The organism is Paraferrimonas sedimenticola (assembly GCF_002282855.1).
In the GTDB taxonomy this organism is placed as follows: domain Bacteria; phylum Pseudomonadota; class Gammaproteobacteria; order Enterobacterales; family Shewanellaceae; genus Paraferrimonas; species Paraferrimonas sedimenticola.
Genome location: NZ_NRIR01000002.1, coordinates 372,380 through 395,493, shown reverse-complemented (window position 1 = coordinate 395,493; position 23,114 = coordinate 372,380). Strand labels below are relative to the sequence as shown.

Annotated in this window: 24 protein-coding genes; 16 read left to right on the top strand and 8 right to left on the bottom strand. The window is 51.4% G+C overall.

The window, feature by feature from the left end; all coding sequences use genetic code 11:
- Positions 1–37: 37 nt before the first annotated feature.
- The 11 genes from CLC93_RS05145 to CLC93_RS05095 all read left to right on the top strand — a co-directional run bounded on the left by CLC93_RS05145 (position 38) and on the right by CLC93_RS05095 (position 10,848).
- Entirely contained in the window at positions 38–490 is a 453-nt protein-coding gene (locus tag CLC93_RS05145; protein WP_095504874.1) for a GNAT family N-acetyltransferase, read from the top strand.
- 115 nt (positions 491–605) lie between these two features.
- The gene (yjjX, locus tag CLC93_RS05140) at positions 606–1,148 is read left to right on the top strand and encodes an inosine/xanthosine triphosphatase (protein ID WP_095504873.1); all 543 of its coding nucleotides are present in this window, start codon (positions 606–608) and stop codon (positions 1,146–1,148) included.
- Positions 1,149–1,229: 81 nt separating this feature from the next.
- A complete protein-coding gene (locus tag CLC93_RS05135) occupies positions 1,230–2,267 on the top strand; it encodes an NADP(H)-dependent aldo-keto reductase (protein WP_095505025.1) in 1,038 nt (345 codons plus the stop codon).
- Positions 2,268–2,367: 100 nt separating this feature from the next.
- Positions 2,368–3,567, top strand: coding sequence for an aminotransferase class V-fold PLP-dependent enzyme (locus CLC93_RS05130; protein ID WP_211286815.1), 1,200 nt, complete (start codon positions 2,368–2,370; stop codon positions 3,565–3,567).
- A complete protein-coding gene (locus tag CLC93_RS05125; protein ID WP_095504871.1) occupies positions 3,560–4,009 on the top strand; it encodes a SufE family protein in 450 nt (149 codons plus the stop codon). The genes CLC93_RS05130 and CLC93_RS05125 overlap by 8 nt, the downstream gene beginning before the upstream one ends.
- A 68-nt stretch (positions 4,010–4,077) precedes the next feature.
- Positions 4,078–4,365 carry a hypothetical protein gene (locus tag CLC93_RS05120; protein WP_095504870.1) on the top strand — a complete coding sequence of 96 codons (288 nt, stop codon included), beginning with the start codon at positions 4,078–4,080 and terminating at the stop codon, positions 4,363–4,365.
- A gap of 87 nt (positions 4,366–4,452) precedes the next feature.
- A complete protein-coding gene (locus CLC93_RS05115; RefSeq protein WP_095504869.1) occupies positions 4,453–5,730 on the top strand; it encodes a hypothetical protein in 1,278 nt (425 codons plus the stop codon).
- Positions 5,714–6,613, top strand: coding sequence for a metal ABC transporter solute-binding protein, Zn/Mn family (locus tag CLC93_RS05110; RefSeq protein ID WP_095505024.1), 900 nt, complete (start codon positions 5,714–5,716; stop codon positions 6,611–6,613). The genes CLC93_RS05115 and CLC93_RS05110 overlap by 17 nt, the downstream gene beginning before the upstream one ends.
- Positions 6,614–7,378: a metal ABC transporter permease gene (locus CLC93_RS05105; protein WP_095504868.1), complete on the top strand. Its 765-nt coding sequence runs from the start codon at positions 6,614–6,616 to the stop codon at positions 7,376–7,378.
- 81 nt (positions 7,379–7,459) lie between these two features.
- On the top strand, positions 7,460–10,018 hold the full coding sequence (locus CLC93_RS05100; RefSeq protein WP_141237342.1) for a family 20 glycosylhydrolase: 2,559 nt from the start codon (positions 7,460–7,462) through the stop codon (positions 10,016–10,018).
- 62 nt (positions 10,019–10,080) lie between these two features.
- On the top strand, positions 10,081–10,848 hold the full coding sequence (locus CLC93_RS05095) for a glycosyltransferase family 25 protein (RefSeq protein WP_095504866.1): 768 nt from the start codon (positions 10,081–10,083) through the stop codon (positions 10,846–10,848).
- Here CLC93_RS05095 and epmA read toward each other — a convergent pair.
- Entirely contained in the window at positions 10,845–11,810 is a 966-nt protein-coding gene (epmA, locus tag CLC93_RS05090) for an elongation factor P--(R)-beta-lysine ligase (protein WP_095504865.1), read from the bottom strand. The two genes, CLC93_RS05095 and epmA, sit on opposite strands and share 4 nt — an antisense overlap.
- 79 nt (positions 11,811–11,889) lie before the next feature.
- Complete coding sequence (gene efp / locus CLC93_RS05085) at positions 11,890–12,459, bottom strand: elongation factor P (RefSeq protein WP_095504864.1); 570 nt, start codon at positions 12,457–12,459, stop codon at positions 11,890–11,892.
- A 41-nt stretch (positions 12,460–12,500) separates the two neighbouring features.
- On the opposite strand from efp, the gene epmB reads away from it, so the two are divergent.
- Complete coding sequence (gene epmB / locus CLC93_RS05080) at positions 12,501–13,514, top strand: EF-P beta-lysylation protein EpmB (RefSeq protein ID WP_095504863.1); 1,014 nt, start codon at positions 12,501–12,503, stop codon at positions 13,512–13,514.
- A 323-nt stretch (positions 13,515–13,837) separates the two neighbouring features.
- On the opposite strand, the gene CLC93_RS05075 is transcribed toward epmB, so the two are convergent.
- Positions 13,838–14,155: a hypothetical protein gene (locus CLC93_RS05075; protein ID WP_095504862.1), complete on the bottom strand. Its 318-nt coding sequence runs from the start codon at positions 14,153–14,155 to the stop codon at positions 13,838–13,840.
- 131 nt (positions 14,156–14,286) lie between these two features.
- Here CLC93_RS05075 and CLC93_RS05070 point away from each other — a divergent pair, with 131 nt between their 5' ends.
- Together CLC93_RS05070 and CLC93_RS05065 are read left to right on the top strand one after the other, a co-directional pair.
- Entirely contained in the window at positions 14,287–15,876 is a 1,590-nt protein-coding gene (locus tag CLC93_RS05070; RefSeq protein WP_095504861.1) for a mechanosensitive ion channel family protein, read from the top strand.
- Complete coding sequence (locus CLC93_RS05065) at positions 15,857–17,191, top strand: MipA/OmpV family protein (RefSeq protein ID WP_169902821.1); 1,335 nt, start codon at positions 15,857–15,859, stop codon at positions 17,189–17,191. The genes CLC93_RS05070 and CLC93_RS05065 overlap by 20 nt, the downstream gene beginning before the upstream one ends.
- Here CLC93_RS05065 and CLC93_RS05060 read toward each other — a convergent pair.
- Complete coding sequence (locus tag CLC93_RS05060; RefSeq protein WP_095504859.1) at positions 17,188–18,060, bottom strand: MaoC family dehydratase; 873 nt, start codon at positions 18,058–18,060, stop codon at positions 17,188–17,190. The genes CLC93_RS05065 and CLC93_RS05060 overlap by 4 nt on opposite strands.
- Positions 18,061–18,157: 97 nt before the next feature.
- Positions 18,158–19,033, bottom strand: a complete 876-nt coding sequence (locus tag CLC93_RS05055) for a TraB/GumN family protein (RefSeq protein WP_095504858.1) — start codon at positions 19,031–19,033, stop codon at positions 18,158–18,160.
- Positions 19,034–19,089: 56 nt separating this feature from the next.
- Here CLC93_RS05055 and CLC93_RS05050 point away from each other — a divergent pair, with 56 nt between their 5' ends.
- Positions 19,090–19,422 carry a prephenate dehydrogenase gene (locus CLC93_RS05050; RefSeq protein WP_095504857.1) on the top strand — a complete coding sequence of 111 codons (333 nt, stop codon included), beginning with the start codon at positions 19,090–19,092 and terminating at the stop codon, positions 19,420–19,422.
- A gap of 29 nt (positions 19,423–19,451) precedes the next feature.
- Here CLC93_RS05050 and CLC93_RS05045 read toward each other — a convergent pair whose 3' ends face one another.
- Together CLC93_RS05045 and tcdA are read right to left on the bottom strand one after the other, a co-directional pair.
- Positions 19,452–19,997: a DUF3016 domain-containing protein gene (locus CLC93_RS05045; RefSeq protein WP_095504856.1), complete on the bottom strand. Its 546-nt coding sequence runs from the start codon at positions 19,995–19,997 to the stop codon at positions 19,452–19,454.
- A 132-nt stretch (positions 19,998–20,129) separates the two neighbouring features.
- A complete protein-coding gene (tcdA, locus tag CLC93_RS05040; RefSeq protein WP_095505023.1) occupies positions 20,130–20,927 on the bottom strand; it encodes a tRNA cyclic N6-threonylcarbamoyladenosine(37) synthase TcdA in 798 nt (265 codons plus the stop codon).
- A gap of 351 nt (positions 20,928–21,278) precedes the next feature.
- On the opposite strand from tcdA, the gene CLC93_RS05035 reads away from it, so the two are divergent.
- Positions 21,279–22,346 (top strand): porin, encoded by a 1,068-nt coding sequence (locus CLC93_RS05035; RefSeq protein ID WP_095504855.1) that lies wholly within the window; start codon positions 21,279–21,281, stop codon positions 22,344–22,346.
- A gap of 67 nt (positions 22,347–22,413) precedes the next feature.
- On the opposite strand, the gene CLC93_RS05030 is transcribed toward CLC93_RS05035, so the two are convergent.
- Positions 22,414–23,070: a thiopurine S-methyltransferase gene (locus tag CLC93_RS05030; protein WP_095504854.1), complete on the bottom strand. Its 657-nt coding sequence runs from the start codon at positions 23,068–23,070 to the stop codon at positions 22,414–22,416.
- Positions 23,071–23,114: the final 44 nt, after the last annotated feature.

The window sequence follows — 23,114 nt, the reverse complement described above, 5'->3', positions numbered from 1 at the left end:
GATAGAGTGCTGGCAAACGTCATTTACCAATTATTTTATGCTTACTGTCCGTCCTGCTACCCCAAAAGACCTCGCCGCACTTGTTGCTTTCAATCAGGCCATGGCCGCAGAGACCGAAGGCCGCCAACTACCCACTGAGGTATTGGAGAAAGGGGTTGGCACTCTGCTCAACGAACCTCAGCGAGGCTTTTATTTGGTGGCCCAGCGCGACAGCCAAGTACTAGGCTCGCTAATGGTCACCTTTGAGTGGAGTGACTGGCAGGCCAAAGACTATTGGTGGATCCAAAGCGTTTACGTGGCACCTCAAGCCAGACGACAAGGAATCTATCGCGCCCTCTACGACCAAGTGAAACAGCTGGCACAATCGCAAGCCGCCAGCTTTAGACTGTACGTAGAGCGGGACAATCTTGCCGCACAACAAACCTATCAAGCACTGGGCATGGAGCCTTGCCAATACCTGATGTACGAACAGAAGTCGGACCTTAGCTAAGAATTAGGATCCGGCTCGCAAAAACCTACTGTCGGTTTTGCGAGCAGCGCAAGTTTGGGGCTAAATCAAGCTCATACAATCCAGAAATTTTGATACAAGGTGTCACCTTCATACTATGTCGCAACAGCCGATCCTGACCATTAGAGTCGCCTCGCTTAACCCAGTTAAAATCGCCGCAGCCGAGCAAGCGTTTCGCCAGTTGTTTCCTGACAGTGTGCTGCACTGCCAAGGGCTCGCCACCGAATCCGGTGTCAGCGATCAACCCATGGACCAAGCGGAAACTCGCCAAGGTGCCCTCAACCGCATCGAAGCGCTGCAACAAGCGGCACCAGGGGTAGACTACACGGTGGCAATGGAAGGCGGTGTGGATGTGCTCGACGGCCAAGCTTGCACCTTTGCCTATATCGCGGTGGCCAAAGGTGAGCGCGTCAGTTGCACTCGCACCAGTGCCCTACCACTGCCCCAGGTCGCCTTTGACGCTTTGACTCAAGGTGAAGAGCTTGGCGATGTGATGGACAAACTGTTTAACGACCACAATATCAAGCAAAAAGGCGGCGCTATCGGCGTGTTAACCCAAGGGCAAACCAGCCGTCAAAGCGTCTATCAGCAAGCCTTGTTGATGGCCATGGCGCCATTTATAAACCCCGAGCTGTACTAACACTTTACGAGAAAGGCTAGCGAGCCTACCTTAGCTTAGATACATTAGCCAAAAGCTTACATTTTTTAGGGTAGCGCTATGATGCCAATGCGTCAGTTAGGCCGATCAAATTTAGAAGTCTCATCGATTTGCTTGGGAAGCATGACATGGGGACAGCAAAACTCACAGGCTGAAGCCTTTGCCCAACTGGACTTGGCCCACTCAGCGGGCGTCAATTTTGTCGACACCGCTGAGATGTATCCGGTACCGCCCACCCCAGAAACCCAAGGCGACACTGAAACCATTCTGGGTAACTACTTCCAACAAAAGGGCAACCGCAACGATTGGGTGGTGGCCACCAAAGTGGCCGCACCAGGCGGTGTGGATTACATTCGCCCCGACATGCACCTCAACTGGAATTCAATCCATCAGGCTTGCGACGACTCGCTGCGCCGGTTAAAAACTGACGTCATCGACTTGTATCAGGTCCATTGGCCCGATCGCAGCGCCCCCAGATTTGGCGAGTTGTACCATCAAAGCGGCAGTGCCAGCGACCAAACCCCGATTTTGGAAACCTTGAGCGCCTTGGCCGACTTGGTCAAACAAGGCAAGGTGCGTTATTTGGGGATCTCCAACGAAACCCCTTGGGGAGCGATGAAGTACTTGCAGCTGGCTCAGGTACACGAGCTGCCCAGGATCGTCTCAATTCAAAACCCCTACAATTTGCTCAACCGCAGTTTTGAAATTGGCCTGAGCGAGATAGCGCTTCAAGAAGACTTGCCTTTATTGGCCTATTCGCCGCTGGCATTTGGCACTTTGACCGGCAAGTACTTAGACGGTGCCAAGCCGGCTGGTGCGCGTTTGAGCTTGTTTGAGCGCTTTGTGCGTTACACCAAAACCGACAGTGCCATAAACGCCACCAAAGAATACGTACAATTGGCGCGGGACAACGGCTGGGATCCGGCGCAAATGGCGCTGACCTTTGTCAATCAACAAAGCTTCGTTGGTTCGAATATCATAGGTGCAACCAACCTCGAGCAGCTGCAAGCCAATCTGGACTCGGCGCAACTGGTGTTGCCCGATAGCATGCTGCAACAGATTTTGGTCCTCGGCGACAAATACAGAATACCCTGCCCCTAAGCGGCGCAAGCACAAGCTTGGTTGCATTCCACCGAGCTTTCACGCAGGATCAACGCTATTCTATTGAAACCCCTTTGTTTTGGCGTTCCCCTGCGTGAGTATGCAACCTCTCAAAGCTCTATTCCCGGCCCTCTCAGGCCCCGACAATTCGCTGGTGTATCTCGACAGCGCGGCGACCACTCAAAAGCCGCAAGTCGTGCTCGATGCCATGCAGGCGTTCTATCAACACCAAAACGCCAATGTGCATCGCGGCGCCCACGCGCTGTCAGTTAAGGCCACCAAAGCTTATGAAGGGGCTCGAGCGCGCATCGCCGAGTTTGTCGGCGTTAGCTCAGCAGCTCAAATCATCTTTTGTCACGGCACCACCCACGCGGTTAACCAGGTCGCTCACGGCTTGGCTCACACCTTTCAGTCCGGTGATCGCATTTTGGTGGATGGCGCGGCTCACCACGCTAACATAGTGCCATGGCAGGAGCTGGCCAAATCGCGCGGCGCGATTATTGAGCCGATCGTGCTAGACGAACTCGGGCGCATTGACTTAAATGCCTATCAGCAGGCGTTGAGTAACAAACCCAAGTTGGTGGCACTGAATCACGTCTCCAACGTATTGGGTCATCACAATCCTCTGGCCAAACTCATTCCGATGGCCAAACGCGCGGGTGCCATGACCTTGGTCGATGGAGCGCAGGCTGTCGCTCACCTGCCCGTTGACGTGGAGGCCTTGGGCTGTGACTTTTACGTATTCTCTGGGCACAAGATGTACGGTCCTACCGGCGTTGGGATATTGACTGGCACCTTAGCCGCCCTCGAGATGCTTCAGCCCTTGATGACCGGCGGCGAGATGATCAAGCAAGTGAGCTGGCAGGGTTCGAGCTTCACCAAGCTCCCCAACCGCCTAGAGGCCGGAACGCCACCCATCGCTGAAGTCATTGGCTTAGGGGCGGCAGTTGAGTTTTTACAGGGCCTAGATAGAGAGGCGATTGCCAAACAAGAGAGCCAGTTGCTAACAACGGCACGACAGGGATTGCAGCGTTTAGGCTTTACCAGTTACGGCGATCCCAACAACTGCCACGGCGCGCTGGCGTTCAACCTAGCCGGTGAGCACCATCAGGACATAGGCATATTGTTAGACCAGCAGCAGGTGGCTGTGCGCTGCGGGCATCACTGTGCCATGCCGTTAATGTCGCATTTAGGGCTCGCGGGTAGTTGCCGTTTATCCGTCGCTCTGTACAACGACCAAAGCGATATTGAGTTAGCCCTCGACGCGCTAGCACAAGCCAAGGAGTTACTGCATGGTTAGTCCCACCGAGCAGGATTTTCTGCAATTCAAGCAAGCCTTGCACGAAAGCCAACTCCAATGGTTAGCGGCACTCGACTCAGCCAGTAACTGGCAAGATAAATACCGGGCTATCTTGATGGCCGGTAAGGCGCTGCCCAAATGCCAACCTGAGTGGCGCACTGACTCGGCACTGGTTGAAGGCTGCGAAAGCCAGGCCTGGATGCACCACAAGTTGATAGCCGGCGAGCACCATTTCATACTAGACGCCGACGCACGCATCATTCGCGGCTTGATGGGACTTATGCTTTGCGCGCTGGAAAGTCAGGAACCATCGAACCAAAGCGAAACTACACTCGCCGATTGGATGCAGCGCCATCAACTGGAAAATCACCTAAGTCCCTCTAGAGCCAATGGTTTAATCGCGTTAGCCGAATCCATCCAGCAAGCCATCACAAACCCATAACAAGCCTTGAGTCACATTAACAGCTGAAGTACACTTGAGCCTCATTCGGTCAACACCTTGAGTCTCAAGTGGTTAACAAGCTCCAGCAAATCGGCTTAGCGTTACTGCTTTCTCTGTCCTTTCTGGTACAGGCTCAATCGGCGATCGCTCATCAGCACGACCTCGATGATTGGCACCCAGTGGTTGAGCGCTGCGAAAGCTGCTGCCACAAAGCCCACATAGACCACCTAGATATCACTCCCACTGACGAATTTGTTTCGTCCCAAATCGTAACTGACTTTTTTCAATCCAAATTTGCATTTCGCGATAGCGCATTTGAGTCTTTCACTGCCATTCGCGCTCCCCCTGTGGCCTAGGCCGCTTCGACTCCCATAACTATTAAACCTACTTTATCGCTGCGTTTTGCAGTGAGTTTCTATGCAATTTAATTGGAGAATTGATCCATGCTACGTGTAACTGCTTTGACTGCAGCCATTGCTTCTGTACTGGCCAGCGGTGCTGCCTTTGCTGAAAACCCTGTTGCCAACAAGACCCCTAAGGGCAATCTAACCAACCCTAACGTCAGCGTTGTACTTGACGCCTATTACCAAGACGGTGTGCGCGCTCTGGGCGAGCATTCAGAAGGCTTTAATTTGGGCCACAACGAATTGGCAATTTCGGCGGCGATTGACGATAAGTTCTACGGTAAGTTCACTACTGTACTGGAAACCCACGACGGTTCGACCGAACTAAACATTGAAGAAGCCTTCATTCAAACCCTGGCGATGCCGGCTGGCTTCTCAATTCGCGGCGGTCGTTTTCTTTCAGACATCGGCTACCTGAACCCACTGCACAAGCACACAGATAGCTTCGCTGAGCGTCCTATTGCGTACCGCGCTTTCCTAGGTAATCACTACTACGACGACGGCGCTCGCTTAAACTGGGTTGCACCGACTGAAACCTACTGGGTACTGGGTGCCGAGGGTTTCTCTGGTCGTCCGCTAACACCAGAAACTGACCACGATCACGAGCATGAAGAAGAGCACAGCTCCAGCAAGAGCAAAGTGCCTGTATTCACTGCCTACACCAAAATCGGTGGCGACATTGGTGAGAGCTCATCTTGGCGTATTGGTTTGAACTACCTCTACAACAAGAACGGCGCACGCATGCTTGAAGAGCACCACGACGAAGAAATGGAGCTCGATGGTGAACATGACGAGCATGACCACAGCCACAGTGCTGCCTACACAGGTGAAAACATGGCCGTCATCGACGCAGTATTCAAGTGGGCTCCAGGGGGTAACTACAAGTACAACCACCTGACTCTTTCTGGCGAGTACTTCCAAATTAACGATATCGTTAAGAAAGGCCATGAAGAAGAGCACCATGAAGAGGAAGAGCACGAAGAGCACGGTGACGAGCATCATGATGAGCACGGTGATAACAGCAAGAAGAACCACAAAGGCTGGTACGCTTCTGCGGTTTACCAATTCACCCCTAGCTGGTCTGCAGGCTTGCGTTACGGTCAAGTAGATGCCTACGAAATCCACGGCGACCACTTGGACAAGCAGCAATTGAAAGAAACCGACATTGCACTGAACTGGCACCCAAGCCACTTCTCAGTAGTGCGCTTCCAATACACCCATCAAAAGGGTACAAACTTTGAAGGCTTTAACAATGACAAAGTTTTTACCCTTCAATACGTAATGACCTTAGGAGCTCATGGTGCGCATCAATTCTAAGCCACTGTTTGCCCTGCTGCTGAGCCTGTTTTCAGGCTCAGCACTCGCGCAACTCAACCTGTTCGCTTGCGAACCAGAATACGCCGCGCTGTTTAAAGAGCTTGCTCCAGAAGCGAACGTTTATTCAGCGACAACCGCCAAACAAGACCCTCACCAGGTTCAGGCTCGCCCCAGTCTAATCAGTAAGCTTCGACGCGCCGACCTCGCTCTGTGCGCCGGTGCTGATTTAGAAGTGGGTTGGCTGCCAATGCTACAGATGAAAGCCAACAACGCCAAAATGCGTCCTGGTGGTGATGGCATGTTATTCGCCTCGGACTTTATCGACAATCTGGATCAGCGCGATTCGGTCAGTCGCTTTGATGGCGACGTCCACGCCGACGGCAACCCGCACATGCACTTTGACCCCTATCGTCTATTGCAAGTAGCCAAGGGAGTCAGCCAAGCCTTGGCTCAAACCGACCCGGATAATAGCGCCAGTTACCAGGCCAACTTGCAGCGATTTGAGCAGAAGTGGCAAAGTGCGATTAGCACTTGGGAGCAAAAAGCGGCACCGCTAAAAGGCACCAAGGTCATCGCTTATCATTCTAGCTTCCGCTATCTGTATCACTGGCTAGGCATGCAACAAGTGGGAGATCTGGAGCCTAAACCTGGCCTACCGCCGAGTAGCAGCCATTTAGCCAAATTGGTGAACATCGCCAAGGAGCAGCAACCAATGGCCATTTTGGTCACGGGTTATCAAGATCCTAGAGGTGGCGAGTGGCTGTCGAGTCGCACTCAAGTGCCTTTACTGATCCTACCTATGTCGGTCAGCGAAAAGGATGGCATTAATGATTTGTTCGACTTGTATGACACTGTCATCGATTCGCTATTAGCGGTGGAATAAATGATGGACTGGGAACTGCTCACCCTGTTGTTACCGGCGTTCGCCGCCGGTATTTTGGTGATTGCCACTCACGTACCGCTGGGCCAGCAAGTGCTAAAACGCGGGATCATTTTCATTGATCTTGCGATTGCTCAGGTGGCCGCATTGGGCAGCCTGTTGGTGCATGTCAGTCATGAACTTGAGCACTTGCCCTTTGCCAATCTTTTACTGCCTTTGATATGTGCTTTACTCGCGGCGAGTCTGATAGCCGCGATAGAAAAACGCCAGCCGCAAAAACTCGAAGCTTTAATCGGCTGTCTATACGTACTTGCGGCGGTCAGCGCCTTGTTGGTTGTGGCCCATGACCCTCATGGTGCTGAGCTGATTAAGCAGCTACTCAACGGACAGATCCTTTGGCTGACCTGGTCCCAACTGGCTTTACCGGCTGGCGTTAGCACGTTGGTGTTGTTGGCCATATGGCAACACCCCCAATGGCTCAGTGGTCGCGCCTTTTATCCCTTGTTTGCTCTGATTATTACGCTTTCAGTCGAACTCGTCGGAGTGTATCTGGTGTTCAGCTGCTTGATCATGCCTGCCTTAGCAGTAATGGCTAAGCGCAAAGCCATAGTGTTCGGCTACCTAATTGGTCTAGCGGCATTCGCCTTGGGCTTATCCTGTTCTGCTTGGTTTGATTTGCCAGCTGGCGCAACCATAGTCGTTTGTTTAGCGCTAGTTTCACTGGTGGCCAATATGGCGCTTAACCAAGCTCAACCGCAGCCAGACTGACAGACTTTAGTGGCAGCGGCATTGGCGTTGCCACTAAAGCTGTGTTAAAAGTGTTACACGCCTTGTTACGGAGAACTGAGTTTGAAGCCCCTACACTATTCCCCTTTCCCTCTGCTGAGTTGTGCAGCACTGTGCCTGACAGCGATGCCGTCCATCGCCGAAACCGCCGTTGATTGGCCATCCTTTGCTCAGCAACTTCAGTTTAAACAAGGGGTTGTATCCAACGTACGTGAATCGGGCAAGCACACAGGTGTGATTCAACTGACCAATACCGGTTCTCAAACCCTCCCCGCTGGCCAAAGTGACTGGAGCCTATACATTCACAATATCCGCTTCATTGATAAGGTCTTTAATGACAGCGTTGTCATCAAGCATATTCAAGGTGACTTGTTTCAGCTAACGCCCACTGCAAGCTTTGCTGGATTAGCTCCCGGTGAGCAACTTACAGTGGAATACCAAGGGGGCAATTGGGTCGCTAGCGAGAGCGATTTCATGCCAAGGGCCTTTTTGGTTGGCCCAAACGGTAGCGCCATTACCATTGCCAACAGCGATAGTGAAAACTACAACGATTTCGTCATTCCTTTCACGACCCAAGCTCAGCTCAAGCGCTATCCCGAAGACAAGTTCACCCAAGCTGACCTGGAGTGGCGCTATCAGCGCAATCAAGGCGCTTATGCCCAAACCAACACGGCGAGCCCTCGTCTGATCCCCAGCCCAAAATCAGTGTCAATAAACCCTGGTGAGACCCAGCTAAACGCCGATTGGCATCTCGAATACGACGCCAAGCTGACCGACAGCGCTGACTTGCTGTTAAGCGAATTAGCGCAACACCAAATCCAGTTATCCAATGCCAGCACAGCCGCCAACCGGCCTTTGAAGCTCAGCATAGATTCCAATCTTGCTGAGTCTGAATCTTACCGCCTGACTATCACTCAAGATGCCATTCAAATACGCGGGGCCGACAACGCCGGTGTTTACTATGGGGTGCAATCTTTACTGAGGCTGATTCCGTTGGACGCCAAGCACAGCGCAACGCTTCCCAACCTAGTTATCGAGGATGCCCCCCTGTATTCCTGGCGTGGCATGCACTATGACATCGGCCGTAACTTTCACGGAAAGCACGCCATCGCCCAACTCATCGAGCAAATGGGCCGCTATAAGCTGAACCGATTACACCTGCACCTAAGCGACGACGAAGGCTGGCGGCTGGCAATCCCAGGGCTTCCAGAGCTAACCGAAGTCGGTGGTAAACGCTGTTTTGACCTTAGCGAGCAAGCTTGTTTGTTGCCTCAACTGGGCAATGGTCCCCACGCCAACGCTGCCGGCAATGGCTATTTGAGCAAGGCGGATTTTATTGAACTGCTAACCCTGGCCAAGCGGCATCACATTCAAGTTATTCCCGAGCTCGACACTCCAGGCCATGCTCGCGCAGCTATCAAAGCCATGGAAGCCAGATACCAGCGTTTGAAGGCTCAGAATCAGCTTCAGGCAGCGCAGGAGTTTTTGCTGTCAGAAAGCGGCGATACTAGCGAATATTTGTCGGTACAAAACTACACAGATAACGCGATAAACGTGTGTCTTGAGTCCAGCTATCGCTTCATGGATAAGATCATCACTGAAGTACAGAAGATGTACCAACAAGCAGATGCCCCGTTGGATTGGTTCCATTTTGGCGGAGATGAAACCCCAAAAGGTGCATGGGAAGGCTCGCCTAGCTGCCAGGCGTTAATTCAAGACAAGAGCAACTCAGTGAATCAGGTGGCCGATCTCAAAGCCTACTTCTCTGCCCGCGTTAGTCAAATCGCCAAAGCCAAAGGTCTCAATTTAGCCGGTTGGGAAGACGGCCTGATGTACGACCAAACCCAGCCCTTCGCCCGCGAGCAATTCGCGACCGATAAAGTACTGGCCCACGCTTGGGATAACATTTGGGAATGGGGTGTCGCCGATCGCGCTTATCGCCTGGCCAATGCCGACTACCAAGTGGTGTTATCGTCAGTCACCCACTTGTACCTGGATCATCCCTACGAAGTCTCGCCACAAGAGCGCGGCTACTACTGGGGTGCGCGCTTTATCGACACGCAAAAGACCTTTGGTTTTAACCCTCTCGACCTATACGCCAACGCCGATTACACCCGTGCTGGCGATGCCATCACCGATTTGGTTAAGCTAGTCGGCCGAGAATTGCCCGGTTTACAAAAGCCGCAGAACTTATTGGGCATTCAGGGCCAGCTTTGGAGCGAAACCGTGCGTACCCGTGAGCAAATGCAAGCCATGGTGTTTCCACGCCTAGCGGCAATTGCCGAGCGGGCTTGGCATCAAGCCGATTGGCAAGGTAAGAATTTAGTGCAACAGCAACATGCCGATTGGGCGAGCTTTGCTCAGCGCATGGGACACTATGAGTTGCCGCGCTTGATTCAGGCGGGGATCCATCCGCGACTCCCGCTGCCGGGTGCCAAAGTCGTCGATAAACAACTGCTTTTGAATAGCCCATTTCCCGGTCTGACACTGGAATACAGTGTTGATGGCGAGCATTGGCAAAACTATTCCGCCAGTTCGAGACTGTCGGCGGATGGCGATTATTGGCTCCGCACCAGAGTTGCGGATAAAGTCAGTCGAGCTGCTCGCTACCAAAGCCAATAAACCTTGCAAGCTCAGGTGCCTAGGCCTATCATCGTGGCACTTTTTGCGTCTGCGAGGCGAATATGCAGGTTTTGGTGATTAGCCTGGCACAAGACAGTGCCCGTCGAGAGAACATTTCTAGCCAGTTACAACAGCTGGGGGTGTCCTTTGAGTTTTTCGACGCCGTCGATGGGCGTTTGGGAGAGCACCCCCTATTGGCACGCTATCACAAGCGTGAGTTTCTGCTAAATTACGGACGCGATGCCCAGCCAGGTGAATTGGGCTGTTATGCTAGCCATTTCCTGATTTGGCAGCGATGCGTTGAGCTTAACCAGCCGATTGCGGTACTCGAAGATGATATCGCCCTGTACGATAACTTCATCAAAGGCTTTGAGCTGGCCAAATCGCTCACCAATGAGTTGGGTTTTATTCGCTTAGAAGAGCCGGATCGCAGTTCTAAATGGCAGCTAGCTGGCGCAAACCAAGGCTTTGAGTTTCGCAAATTCATCAAGATGGCCCAGCGCACATCGGGCTACATGATAAGCCCAGCTGTGGCCAAAGCCTTTATCGACGCCAGTGAGCGTTTCGAATTTCCTGTAGATGTGTTCATTCGCAACTTTCACAAACACCAAATGCCGCTGTTCGATATCTCTCCGCCTATTTTGGGACAGAATCGCGACGAATTTGATAGCCACATTGGCTCTCGGAAACGCGGACAATCCAAAGGCATTGGGTTGCGTCTGCAGATTCTGCTTCGCAAACTGGCCAATATGGTCGGCATTGGACTAACCAACCTGAAACACTTATCTCAGCTCAAGCGCATTCGAGCCAATTGGAAGCAAGCTTCTTAAGCCCGCTCGGCAGCAAAGGCGATGGACTGCTCGATATGAGTCAGTCCGCGAGCAATCATAAACAAACGGTCCACGCCCAAGGCCACCCCTGCGCAATGCGGCAGCCCGTGAGCGAGCGCTGACAATAAATGTTGGTCAACCGGTTTTGCTGGTAATCCCGCCTGCACTCGCAACTGGTTGTCCTTTTCAAATCGCTTGGCCTGCTCATCAGCATCTTGTAGCTCGTGAAACCCATTGGCTAATTCAACCCCGCGGTAATACAGCTCAAAGCGCTCGGCCACTCGACTATCTTTGGGATTTAGCTTAGCCAAGGCCGCTTGCGAGGCGGGAAAGTCGTACACCAGCTGAGGTTGTTCAAGACCAATACTGGGTTCAACCACAAAGCTAAACAACAGCTGTAACAGAGTATCGCGGTCGCTATTAGCCACGGCGTCGCTCATTCCCAATCCCTCGCTACGCTGGCGCAAGGCTTGGTCGCTCGCACTGAGTGGGTCTAATCCGGTGTGTTCGATAAACAGTGCTTGATAGCTGGATTTCAGTGCCGGTCGGCAACCAAGAGTATGCTGGGCCAACGCGTCTACTTCGTCCATCAGTTGCCAGTGATCAAATCTCGGGCGATACCATTCCAACATGGTAAATTCTGGGTTGTGAAAACGGCCCCACTCTTCGTTGCGAAACGCCTTACTGATTTGATAGATAGCCGGAGCCCCGGCACACAACAAACGCTTCATGTGATACTCAGGCGAAGTTTGCAGGTACAAACAGCGCCCAGAATCCTGGCCCGGTGCCGCCAGCTCAGTCTCGAAGTTTTGCAGATGCAGATCCGTCACCCCTGCGTGCGCCAACGCGGGCGTTTCCACTTCTAGCACATCGCGTTCAGCAAAGAACTGGCGAATACTGGCGATGAACTGAGCACGAGCTTTTAGGGTGTCGATATCGATACTGGGTTGCCACTGTGACATTGAGGCCTCTTTTGAGACAAAAAAGCGGAGCTAAGGCTCCGCTTTCAATAAAACATTAATAAAAAACTTTGATAAGCGATTACTTGCGAACGCGTTCTACGTATTCACCGCTGCGCGTGTCAACTTTAACCACTTCGCCGATTGCGATGAACAGAGGTACGCGAACCACGGCGCCAGTGCTTAGAGTCGCAGGCTTACCACCAGTACCCTGAGTATCGCCTTTAAGGCCTGGGTCGGTCTCTACCACTTCAAGCTCAACAAAGTTGGGTGGAGTCACTGCGATTGGGTTTTCATTCCAAGTGGTCACGGTGCAAATGTCTTGCTCCACCAACCACTTTTCTTGATCGCCAATGGCCTTGGCGTCCGCCGCCACTTGCTCAAAGCTGCTGTTGTCCATGAAGTGCCAAAACTCGCCATCGCTGTACAAGTAGGCCAATTCGATGTCCATTACGTCAGCACGCTCTACCGATTCACCGGACTTGAAGGTTTTTTCTAGCACTTTACCGGAAATCAATTTACGGATTTTTACGCGGTTAAAGGCTTGCCCCTTGCCTGGCTTAACAATTTCGTTTTCGATAATATTACAAGGTTCACCATCCAGCATGATTTTTAGGCCAGATTTGAATTCGTTGGTGCTAACAGAAGCCATGTTTGTTCTCGTCTCAGGTACGTTAAGTCACTAATCGCAAAATGATAACCCGAATTCCCGCAAATTTGCACTCAGATTGGCAAAAAGAGTTAGCCCAATGTGTCACGGATCCCACCGAATTACTGACATTAGTGTCGCTCGATCCGGCAGATTACCAACAACACATCAAAGCCCGTCGTTTGTTTCCGATGCGCGTGCCGCGACACTTCGTCGGTCTGATGAAAAAAGGCGACCCAAACGACCCTTTGCTCAGGCAAGTTTTGCCCCTAGCCGACGAGTTTGTACAAGCCCCGGGATTCAGCACCGACCCCCTTCAAGAGCAGCAAGCCGCACAACCGGGTTTACTGCACAAGTACCAATCTCGCGTACTAGTGATGCTCAAAGGTGGTTGCGCGGTAAATTGCCGCTATTGTTTTCGTCGTCATTTCCCGTACCAAGACAACAGCATGGGCCAAGCTCAATGGCAACAGACCTTGGAATACTTAACGCGACATCCCGAGCTCAATGAAGTGATATTTTCCGGCGGCGACCCACTGATGGCCAAGGACGCTAAGCTTGAACAATACGCAAGGGATCTCGAAGCAATCCCCCACATCAAACGCTTGCGCATTCACACCCGCTTACCCGTGGTGATGCCAAGCCGGCTGACTGAGGCATTAACCCAAACCCTTTCTCAGTCGCGCCTGCAAACTGTACTGGTGCTGCATGCCAACCACCCAAATGAGATAAGCGCTCAACTTGCCGACAGCTTGCGCATGCTCAAAGCTTCTGGCGTGACGCTGCTCAACCAGAGCGTGCTGTTAAAAGGGGTTAACGACTCTCCCAAAGTACTGGCCGCCTTATCCGAGCGCCTATTCGACGCCGGCGTCCTTCCGTACTACCTACATTTGCTCGACAAAGTAGACGGCGCTCAGCATTTCGACCTGCCTCACGCAAGCGCTTTGGAATTAATGCAGCATTTGCTAAAATTACTCCCCGGATTCTTAGTGCCGAAGCTAGTCCGCGAAGAAGCCCATCAGAGCAGTAAAACACCGATAGACCTTGGTCCCTTGTAGTCGGCAAAGCTTCGAAAGAACTGATCCAACAGGTAGGGAAAACCGATCTATACGCCCGTTTGTACGTATTTAAACCGACGTCAAGCCATCGTATAATCAATTTTTGCTATCACCGTGGACGACGGCTACTCATTCGTATATTACTTTTAACAGTGTCACTGTAGGGCGCTAAACAGAGGAACCTTGTTATGTCTTTTATCAAAGCCAACATTGGCATCATTAGCGTTATGCTACTTTTAGCCGTGGCCATATTCGGTGGAATTTACTTAGTAGAAGAGTCGTTAGCCAATCAGACTGTCGAAATGTAAATCACAAAGCGGGCATCAGCCCGCTTTTGCTTTTCTGGGCGCCGGCGGGTGTTCAACAACCGACCACTGATCCATCAGATGGCTCATCAACATCACCACCAAACTAAAGATAGAGACTGGCAACGCCGGTAGCTGCCATTCAGGCCAAAAGTAAGACACAGCAAAACCGGCCGCCGCTAAGTAAAAGCTAACCACCTTGGTCATCACGATGCGGCCACTATTGGCCAACCAAGTATCGCAGTGATAGCAACGGATGTAGCGTTGCATTCCTTCAACTTGGTATTCGCTGACTTGGCTAAAGCGCAGAGTTTTGGCGCAGTGCGGACAAAACATAATCCACCGGTTTTGGTCAAAAAGGGGGCTTAGTCTACTGGTAGCGACCTTTCCCCGCAAATCTTTCCTTTCTAAAGCTCGTCACTTACACTGGGATTATTCACAATTTAATAACACGCGAAGGAAACGCTATGCCAATGGTCGTGCGCCAACTAGTTTGGCTTTTGGGAATCAGTTTGTTGCTTGTCACTGTGCAAGCTAACGCCAATAATCTGGATCAAGAATTAGCCCAGCTCGAAGCCCAAGCGCAAAGCGCTGAGTCTGATGGCCACTTTTTAAGTGAGTCGTTACAGCTGGCAGAGTTTCGCTTACAACAAAGCTGGAGTCGGTCTCGCAGTCAATTGTCAGGACAGTCCGGCGAGGCTGAATTACAGGCGCAGCTCGCCTGGCTAGGCCAATACGCTGGCTATTTAGACAAGCGCTTACAGGCTCTCAACAAAGCCTATGATAAAGCCCCCACCAACGACCTACTTGATGGTATCGTCCGCCGCTATCAACAAATGGATGCCTATTACCTCGCGCTGCTTGAGACCTTAGACTGGGCCGAGCAAGCCGGCATAGATACTCAAAACGAACGCGCTGCCCTCAGAAGCCAGCTAGACCAGAGAGCCGACCTGTTGGTGGACTATGCCATGTTCAGTCAGCAGAAACTGGACCAGCTGTCGGCTAAAATGGCACTACTACCAGCGGATCAACAATCAGAGTTAGCCGCCCAAAGCGCCGCGATCCGCTCACATCTCAGAGCCGTCGACGCCAGCTTATCTAAGAGCATTCCCTTGATGAATAGCTTGGGTCTGGACACCACAGGGTATCAACAGGCGCTGTTTACCATGACAGGTGACATCACTCAGGATGTTTTGAGTATTAATCTGGCGCAAAAACTGGCCAAGCAATGGTGGCAACAGGCCAAAAGCGAGCTCACCGAAAGCGGTCCTGGACTGGTGTTCAAGATTCTGGTGTTTGTCGCCATTCTCGCCGTGGCGGTTATCCTGTCGCGAGTGGCTGCCAAGCTGGTGCGCCGCGCCGTAAAAACTTCAAAGTTAAATTTCAGTCAGTTACTACAAGACTTTTTCACCAATCTGGCGGCTAAGCTGGTCATTGTGATTGGTGTGCTAATCGGACTGTCACAACTTGGGTTAGAACTCGGCCCCTTACTAGCGGGCTTTGGCATCGCCGGTGTGATTATTGGTTTCGCACTGCAGGACACGCTATCTAACTTTGCCTCGGGCATGATGATTCTGGTGTACCGTCCCTATGACGTTGGCGATCTGGTGATTGCCGCGGGCGTTACTGGCGTCGTCAGCCATATGAGCCTAGTTTCTACTACCATTAAAACACTGGACAATCAGCGCCTTATCATTCCAAACAATAAGATTTGGGGTGATATCATCAACAACATTACTGCCGAGAATCACCGACGCATCGACATGGTATTTGGCATCAGTTACTCAGACGATTTAGACCATGCTGAGCGCGTACTTCGCGATATCGTCGACAATCACCCTAAGGTGCTCAAGAGCCCGGAAGCCAAGGTAAAAGTCCACACACTAAACAACTCGTCGGTGGATTTTGTGGTACGCCCATGGGTTAAACCAGAGGACTATTGGGACGTCCATTGGGATGTCACAAAAGCGGTAAAACAGCGCTTTGATGCCGAAGGTATTTCGATTCCATTCCCACAAACGGATGTGCATTTGTTCAATGAAACTAAGCAAAGCTAGCGCCATTGCACTTGCCCTAATGCTGAGTTTTGGGGCCAGTGCAAATACAACGGAGCCAGAGCCCGATAACGCTCAAGCCAAAGACAGCGAGCCAAAGCCCGCCCCCTATTGGGGCGTGGCGATTGGTGTGCGCAACGCGCTTATTCCCTACGAGACCGCCGAGCGCACCGTGCTCGATGTGGTACCACTGCTGACCTATCGGGGGGAAATCTTTTACATCGAGGGAGTCGAAGGTGGAGCGCACCTTTGGGAAGATGAGGGACATCAAGTCAACTATTTTGCCAAGTACCGCTTCTTTGATATTCCGCGCCAATACCAAAACCAGTTTAGGGGCTCGGCGTTAGACCACGGCCTGCAGTACCGCTACGAAGCCGAGTGGGACTGGCACGCAGACGTGTCTTTACTCAGTGATACTCGCGGCAACTTCTCACTGTTAGGACGCGCCGGTAAGTACTTTAGATTTGGCCGACTAGACTTGCATACCTATTTAGAGTCGCGTTGGAAATCAGCCAGTTACAACCGTTTCTATTTCGCATTTAACCGAGCTGACACAAAAGCGGGCGTATCTATTGGCGGCGGTGTGGAAGCCAAATACAAGGTGTGGGACAACCTCCACCTTATCGGCCAGGCCGGCGTGACTCAGCACGAACGCGCGATTAAAGACTTACCCACGGTTAAGGTCAATCGTCAATTTGAAACTTACCTAGGCTTTGGTTTCTACCCGACAGAAAAACAACTCACCGAACCGTTCAAGGGCCACAAAGGGCATTTTGTGCGAGTGTCCCACGGTTGGGGAACCACATCCAATCTGGGTGACATTCTCGCCGGGAAGTGGGTAAAAGACCCGTACAACAACCAGCTAACCTCCGCGTTTTATGGCATTCCTATAGCCACTGAATTGCTTACCCTGCCGCTGGATGTGTACTTTACCTCGGGTCTGGCTTACCACTATGAATCCCAAGTGCAAAAGCGGGCTGTTGAAGGGGTTATTGCGCTCAAAGCCTTTGTTAACGTCAACTGGCCGCGAAAGTGGCGTTTTGGTGTGGCCCAAGGCTTGAGCTACATCAGTGATATCACCTACGTAGAAGGTTCAGAAATGGACCGCAAAGGGTATCGCCCGTCAAAGCTGCTTAACTATCTGGACTTTAGTTTGGGGATTAATCTAGGGGACTGGTTTTCAGCCCCTAGTCTAAACCCTTGGTGGGTTGGTGTTGCGATTCACCATCGCAGCGGCATCTTTGAGTCGAGTTCAGCCTTTGGCCGAATCGGTGGCGGTAGCAACTACAACACCTTGTTTGTGCAATACCACTTTTAATCAGAGCTAAGGGGCTTGCTCCAACCGACGAGATGCGGTCTGCGGCCGCGCTCGTCGCGAAGCTCAAAACGACATTGGTCCTGCTCAATTTGATAGCCGAAGCTGACTTTGGCTGGCAAAAACAACGGCAGTTTGAACTCCACGCCAATTTCACAAGCGCCACTTCTTTGAGCCTGCGGTAACTCGGCAACGCAACGAGCCTTAGACCACATGCCATGAGCCAAAATCTTATCAAAACCAAACTGTTTAGCCAGCAGTGGGTGAATGTGAATTAGATTGTAATCGCCACTGGCTTTGGCATAAGCGCGGCCGAGGTCTTGCGGCAATGGCCAGTTGCCCACGGGCTCCCAAGGCATATCCGATGCTCTTGGCGGACGAGCGCGCTTGCGTTTGCCGCCGGGGGCTTTGTACAAATAGGTCGAGTGGGCTTGCCATACCAACTCATCACCGGCGAAGGCTTTGGATACCAACTCAAACTCCAGCCCCGCATCACTCTCACTACTACCAGACAAGCTGCAACTTAGGCGCAAATTCTCATTCGTCGCCACATCGCGAAACTGCTGAATGGTATTTTTCAGGTGGATCATGCCCCACAGCGGAAAGGTAATCGCCGCATCGGTAAAGATTATTGCATGCAAGCGAAACACTTGAGTATACAAGTAGGTCGGTGGCAGGATGTCTCGGTTAGCTTCGAATCCGCACACGTGACAGTATTGATTGACCTTGGCCTGGTCCGCTTGCCAATGAGACAGGTTGACCTGGATCTCTGGTAGTGGCTTACCGTCCCAACCCGGCTTGCGAGCAAACAGAATTCTTCGGTAAACCGAAAACAAGGAAGGCAATTTGGTCAATTGAATTTGTTGAGACATAGTGTATCGATAAGGCCCACTGGCAATTTAGCAAACCCCTATTGTATCAGCGTCGCCAGATTTAGTGCAGTGAGCATTTTAAATTAATGGCTTAGCGTCACCAGCTAACCCCACAAGTCTGCGCAAAACAATCCACCACTTTTGCGCCTTTCTCACTGAGCATTTGTGGCATCGAATCGGGTCCCACCAGGTGCGCCGCACCAACCACCACAAACAGCTTGTTTTGCTTGGCACTTGTAAGTAGTTGCAATAAAGCGCTCACCATATCGCGATTGCGCTCCACTATGATTTTCTCAAACAGCTCGGGATTATCGCCAAATCCCGCTTTGACCAGCTCGGTCAATGCCGCTGGATCGCCACCGCCCCAAGCATCCAACAGCTCGCTGAGTTCTGCCGGTTGCGCTTCTAGGGCGTCCTTGAGCATCAGCAATTGAAGTTCCGCAGATAAACTGGAAAACATTTTAAATTGCAGCTCGGTACTTTCTAGCTCATAGCGTGGCAACTGAGCGTATCGATTGCTGATGTAGCTTTCGACGCCGTATTCCGGGGTCAGCCCTAATTCGCCAAAGCGCAGCATGGTAATCATTGAGGCTTGCATCCAAGGCTGCAGCACATCGATACTGGCGCACTCGCGTACATAATCTTCGCAAAAGCGCTGGCGCTTCTGCGCCACATCGTCGGGCAACTGCGGCTTACCCATGCCGTAGTTTTGCATTAACGTCGGTAAGTCGGCGTTCTCTATCAGCACTTCTAACACAATCGCTTCAGCGCTTTTCAGTTTAGCTTCAACAGCTGATGGCAATGGGTACATTTGCGCTCGCCCAACGTGCACCGAGCCCAACAAATAGGTGGTTTTCCCGTTTACCGTCACTTCAAAGAAGGGGGGCTTGGCATCGGTATCCGCCACGCCAGAAAAACTGGCCAAAGCGCTAAATAGAAAACCAATGAGTAGAACGCCCATCTTGCGAGTCATAGCCTTGCCCTTTTATACTTTGTGCCTTTGTTTCGCGCGCCTATTAGGAGGCCTAGATGGCAACAGATACTGTGCTTGCCCAAATTCGAGCCAGCCTGCAAACCGCCTACCGTCAAGTTCACGATGCTGATAAAACCTTAGAACAGCTCGGTCAAAAAGGCCATGCTAACTTCGGTAAGATCTTCAAAGCTGATCAAGGGTTTACTGCAGAATCTAACCGATTCATGCCTTACTTGGAGGAGGTAGTGTCGGACTACGACAAGCTAGCGGCCAGCGAGCAGCTTGACCCAGAACAGCTCAAACCTCTGGTTAGCAAGCTCGGGCTATTGCTCAATACTCTCGCTCAGTTCAAGCAACAATTATCCGGCGCACAAAAAAGCCAGTCATAACGACTGGCTCTTGCTAATTTGGGATTGGTTTAGCCTTGTTCCAACGCAGGCTGAACGGTTTTGCGTAACCACTCTTTTAGCATGCGGCCTTCGTAGTAGAAGGTATTGTGGTTGGCTTGCGGAGTACGCATTTTGGTGTCAAAGCCCAAGTCTTTAATGTCTTGCTCGCCTTCAACCACCACGTTGTCCCCTTCTTTCACTTGATAAGTGAAAGTGATGCGCGGCGGGTAGATGCCTTCAATCAGACGAATCTCGTTTGGACCCGCACCAAAGGTAGGACGAACATCACCGGCCAAATCTAGCTCGGTCACAGTCATGTGCAAGGTCTGCCCTTCTTTCAATACAGGGCGAGCGTCTTTCTCAAGCTGCTTGGTGATACGGTCAAATGCGCGCTTGGCGAAGCGGCTTTGAATGTCGTTCGCCGCGCGAACGTCACGGTATTCTTTGTGATCTTGCCAAGTCACGGTCACAGCGCCGCGCTCTACCACATAGGTGGGCTCAAAATCGTCTTTTGCATTGGCGCTAACACTCACAGCTACCAGTGCAGCGGCGGCTAGCCAGTTAAATAGTTTCATAACATTCCCCATTGCTCTCATGCCAGGTTAAGCACAGTCTATCCCATCGACACTGAACTCAGACTGAATAAATGTTAACCAACCCCAGTAACTTAAGACCCGTTTCTACGGGCAGTTGTTACAAGCCTTTACCTAATTGTGCGTCGACTCTGCGCGCTTTGCCAGTTTCGCCAACACTCGACTGGCGGCCACGAAACCAAAAGTCCCAGTCACTGGCGTCACAGCACCGAAACCGCTGGCACAGTCCATCCGCATCGAACCGCCATTTTGCGGCTTTTGCTGACACACTTGCCCATCGGCGCTGGGATAGGTGAGTTGCTCGGTGGAAAACACGCACTCCACCGAAAACTTGCGCTTGGGGTTCTTGCTAAAACCATGGTCTCGACGCAGTTGGTTACGCACTTTGGCCAGTAGCGGATCTTGATAAGATTTGGCTAGATCGCACACCTGCACCTGAGTTGGGTCCATTTGCCCACCGGCGCCTCCCACGCTAATCAACTTAATTTTGTAGCGCTTACAATAGGCAATCAAAGCCACTTTAGCCGCAACTGAGTCAATACAATCAACTACATAATCCGGTTTACTGGCCAGTACTTGGGCTAGATTGTCCGAGCTGACAAAGTCTTCAAATTGCGCCACTTTGCACTCTGGGTTGATTGCTGTGATGCGCTCGGCCATTACCTCAACTTTCGACTCGCCGATTGTGGAGCTAAGCGCATGAGTTTGGCGATTGGTATTGGTGATGCAAATGTCGTCCAAGTCCACCAGACTCAGATGGCCGATACCACTTCGGGCCAAGGCTTCCGCCGCCCATGTACCCACGCCGCCAATCCCAATCACCATTACATGGGATTGAGCAAACAGACTTAATGCATTGCGTCCATAAAGGCGACCTATGCCTCCAAATCGCATCTGGTAAGCTTCACTCACGGTTAAATCTCTCACTACATTTCGTCGCGGCATTATATCAGTCAAGCGGATTTTGGGGTGCAACATCCGCTTATTTTTGGCTCCATTTTCCTGCCTTTTTCGCGAGGATTCACACTTTAGATCATCTTTATATACATTTAACAAGCTTTCATAACAAGTTTTACATGAGGTGCTAATTTAGCACTTTTAAATTGAGAGGTTCACCACAAAAAGTGGTCTTTCGATCTGTAACAATGCGCTCCGAATTGGCGAGACGGATCAGGGAAAATCTTCGCCATTACAGCAATCTAGTTTTCGATTACATAGATTGAATAGAAAAATACCCCTTTAGGGGTGCTTTAGGAGCATAATGTGAAAAAATCACTTCTTTCTGCGTCAGTAGCTTCTCTGCTAGCCGCTTCTTCTTTCGCAGCTATGGCTGAAGGTCCAACCGTTTACGGTCGCCTAGACGTTTCTGTAACTAATTCAAACAACGGCATCGCTTCAATGCGCAGCGAAGACCGTGGTGTTGGCGGTACTGTTCTTGAGAACAACGCCTCTATGATCGGTATCAAGGGTGCGCACAACGTTGCTAAGGACCTTGACGTAATCTACAAAGTGGAAGTTGGTGCCAACGGCATGACTTCTAACGCGAGCAGCCCATTCAGCTCTCGTGCTACTTGGATTGGTGTTCAATCTGTTGCTGGTAGCGCCATCATTGGTCGCGAAGACTCGGTATTCAAGCAGTCTGAAGGCAAAATCGATGCTTTCGGTAACGGTAACTCAGATATCGACCGTCTGTTGCCAGGTCAAGGCCGTGAAGCTGACGTAGTAAACTACTACTCGCCACGCATCGCCAACCTAGTCACTGTTAACGGTTCATACGTACTGAACGACGGTAACGCTAAGTACGCTGACCGCGCTTACGCCCTAAACGCCACCATTGGTGACAAAGGCTTCAAAGAGCAAAAGTTCTACGTAGCCGGTGCTATGGTTGATGGACTAGAAGACATCAAAGCGGTACGTGGTGTTGCTCAAGGTAAAGTTGCCGACCTAACCCTTGGTTTACTTTACCAAAACTCTGAAAGTGCCATGCCTGGCGTTGATCGTAAAGGTCAAACCTATGTGGCCAGCGCAACTTACGCGATTGGCGACTGGTTGCTAAAAGCTCAGTACGGTCAAGACAACTCTGGCCTAGGTAACTTTGCGAAATTTGCATTTGTAGACCAAAACAAAAACAATGACCAGCGTGAGCAATTCCTGAAGGATATGAAAGACTTCGACCTGAAGCAGTTTTCTGTAGGCGCACACTACAACTTGTCTAGCAACGCCTTCTTATACGGTCAGTACACTCAGTTCGATGGTTCAACTACTCTAGTAGACAACAAAATCAACTTGGACGACAAGTTGGTTACCGTTGGTATCCGCTACACCTTCTAATCCAGAGTTTGGATTGTGAAAAAGGCGACCCTCGGGTCGCCTTTTTAGTGTCTGAAATTCGTGTAACTTATTTGCGCGTGAGGAAGTAGACAGTCTCACTCAAACGTTCAACCCCTTTCTTTAAAAACTTGGGGTTGTCTTGCAACACATCGGTCTCGCTCACCAATTCAATGTCAAAGTGCTCGCCTAAGTACTGCTCAACCCAGCACTGAGGCACGCTAAACGGAGGGCCGTCCATTTGCGCCTGAGGGTAGTCTAAAGTGATGAGCATCCCTCGACTGCCACTAGGGAGCAAACTGGCCAACTGGCGCGCATAATCGGCTCGCATCGACTCGGGCCAGGCAATTAATGCGGCGCGGTCATAAAAGGCGTCACAATCGCCAATTGAGGCCTGCTCCAGCGTATAGATGTCACCCTGAATCAATTCAATGTTTTGCGCCTGATAGCTTTGATGCTCGCCTTTAATTGTGCATTCGACGGCCAAGCCGGCTTCGTCAAAAAACTGCTCCACCGCAGTTTGGCTTAACTCACAACCAACCACACTCGCCTGTGTAGCCATCAAGTAACCCATGTCTAACGATTTGCCACACAAAGGCACAAACACTCGTGCATCTTTGCTCGCGCCCAGACGCGGCCAGTATTGCTCTAGTAGTGGGTTTACCCCGGGTAGGTGAAAGCCAATCTGCTGTTTAGACCAGCGTTGGTGCCAAAACTCGGCTTGCATAGACGCTCCTGCTTTATAAAAACAGGCTCCACTCTAGCGCAAGG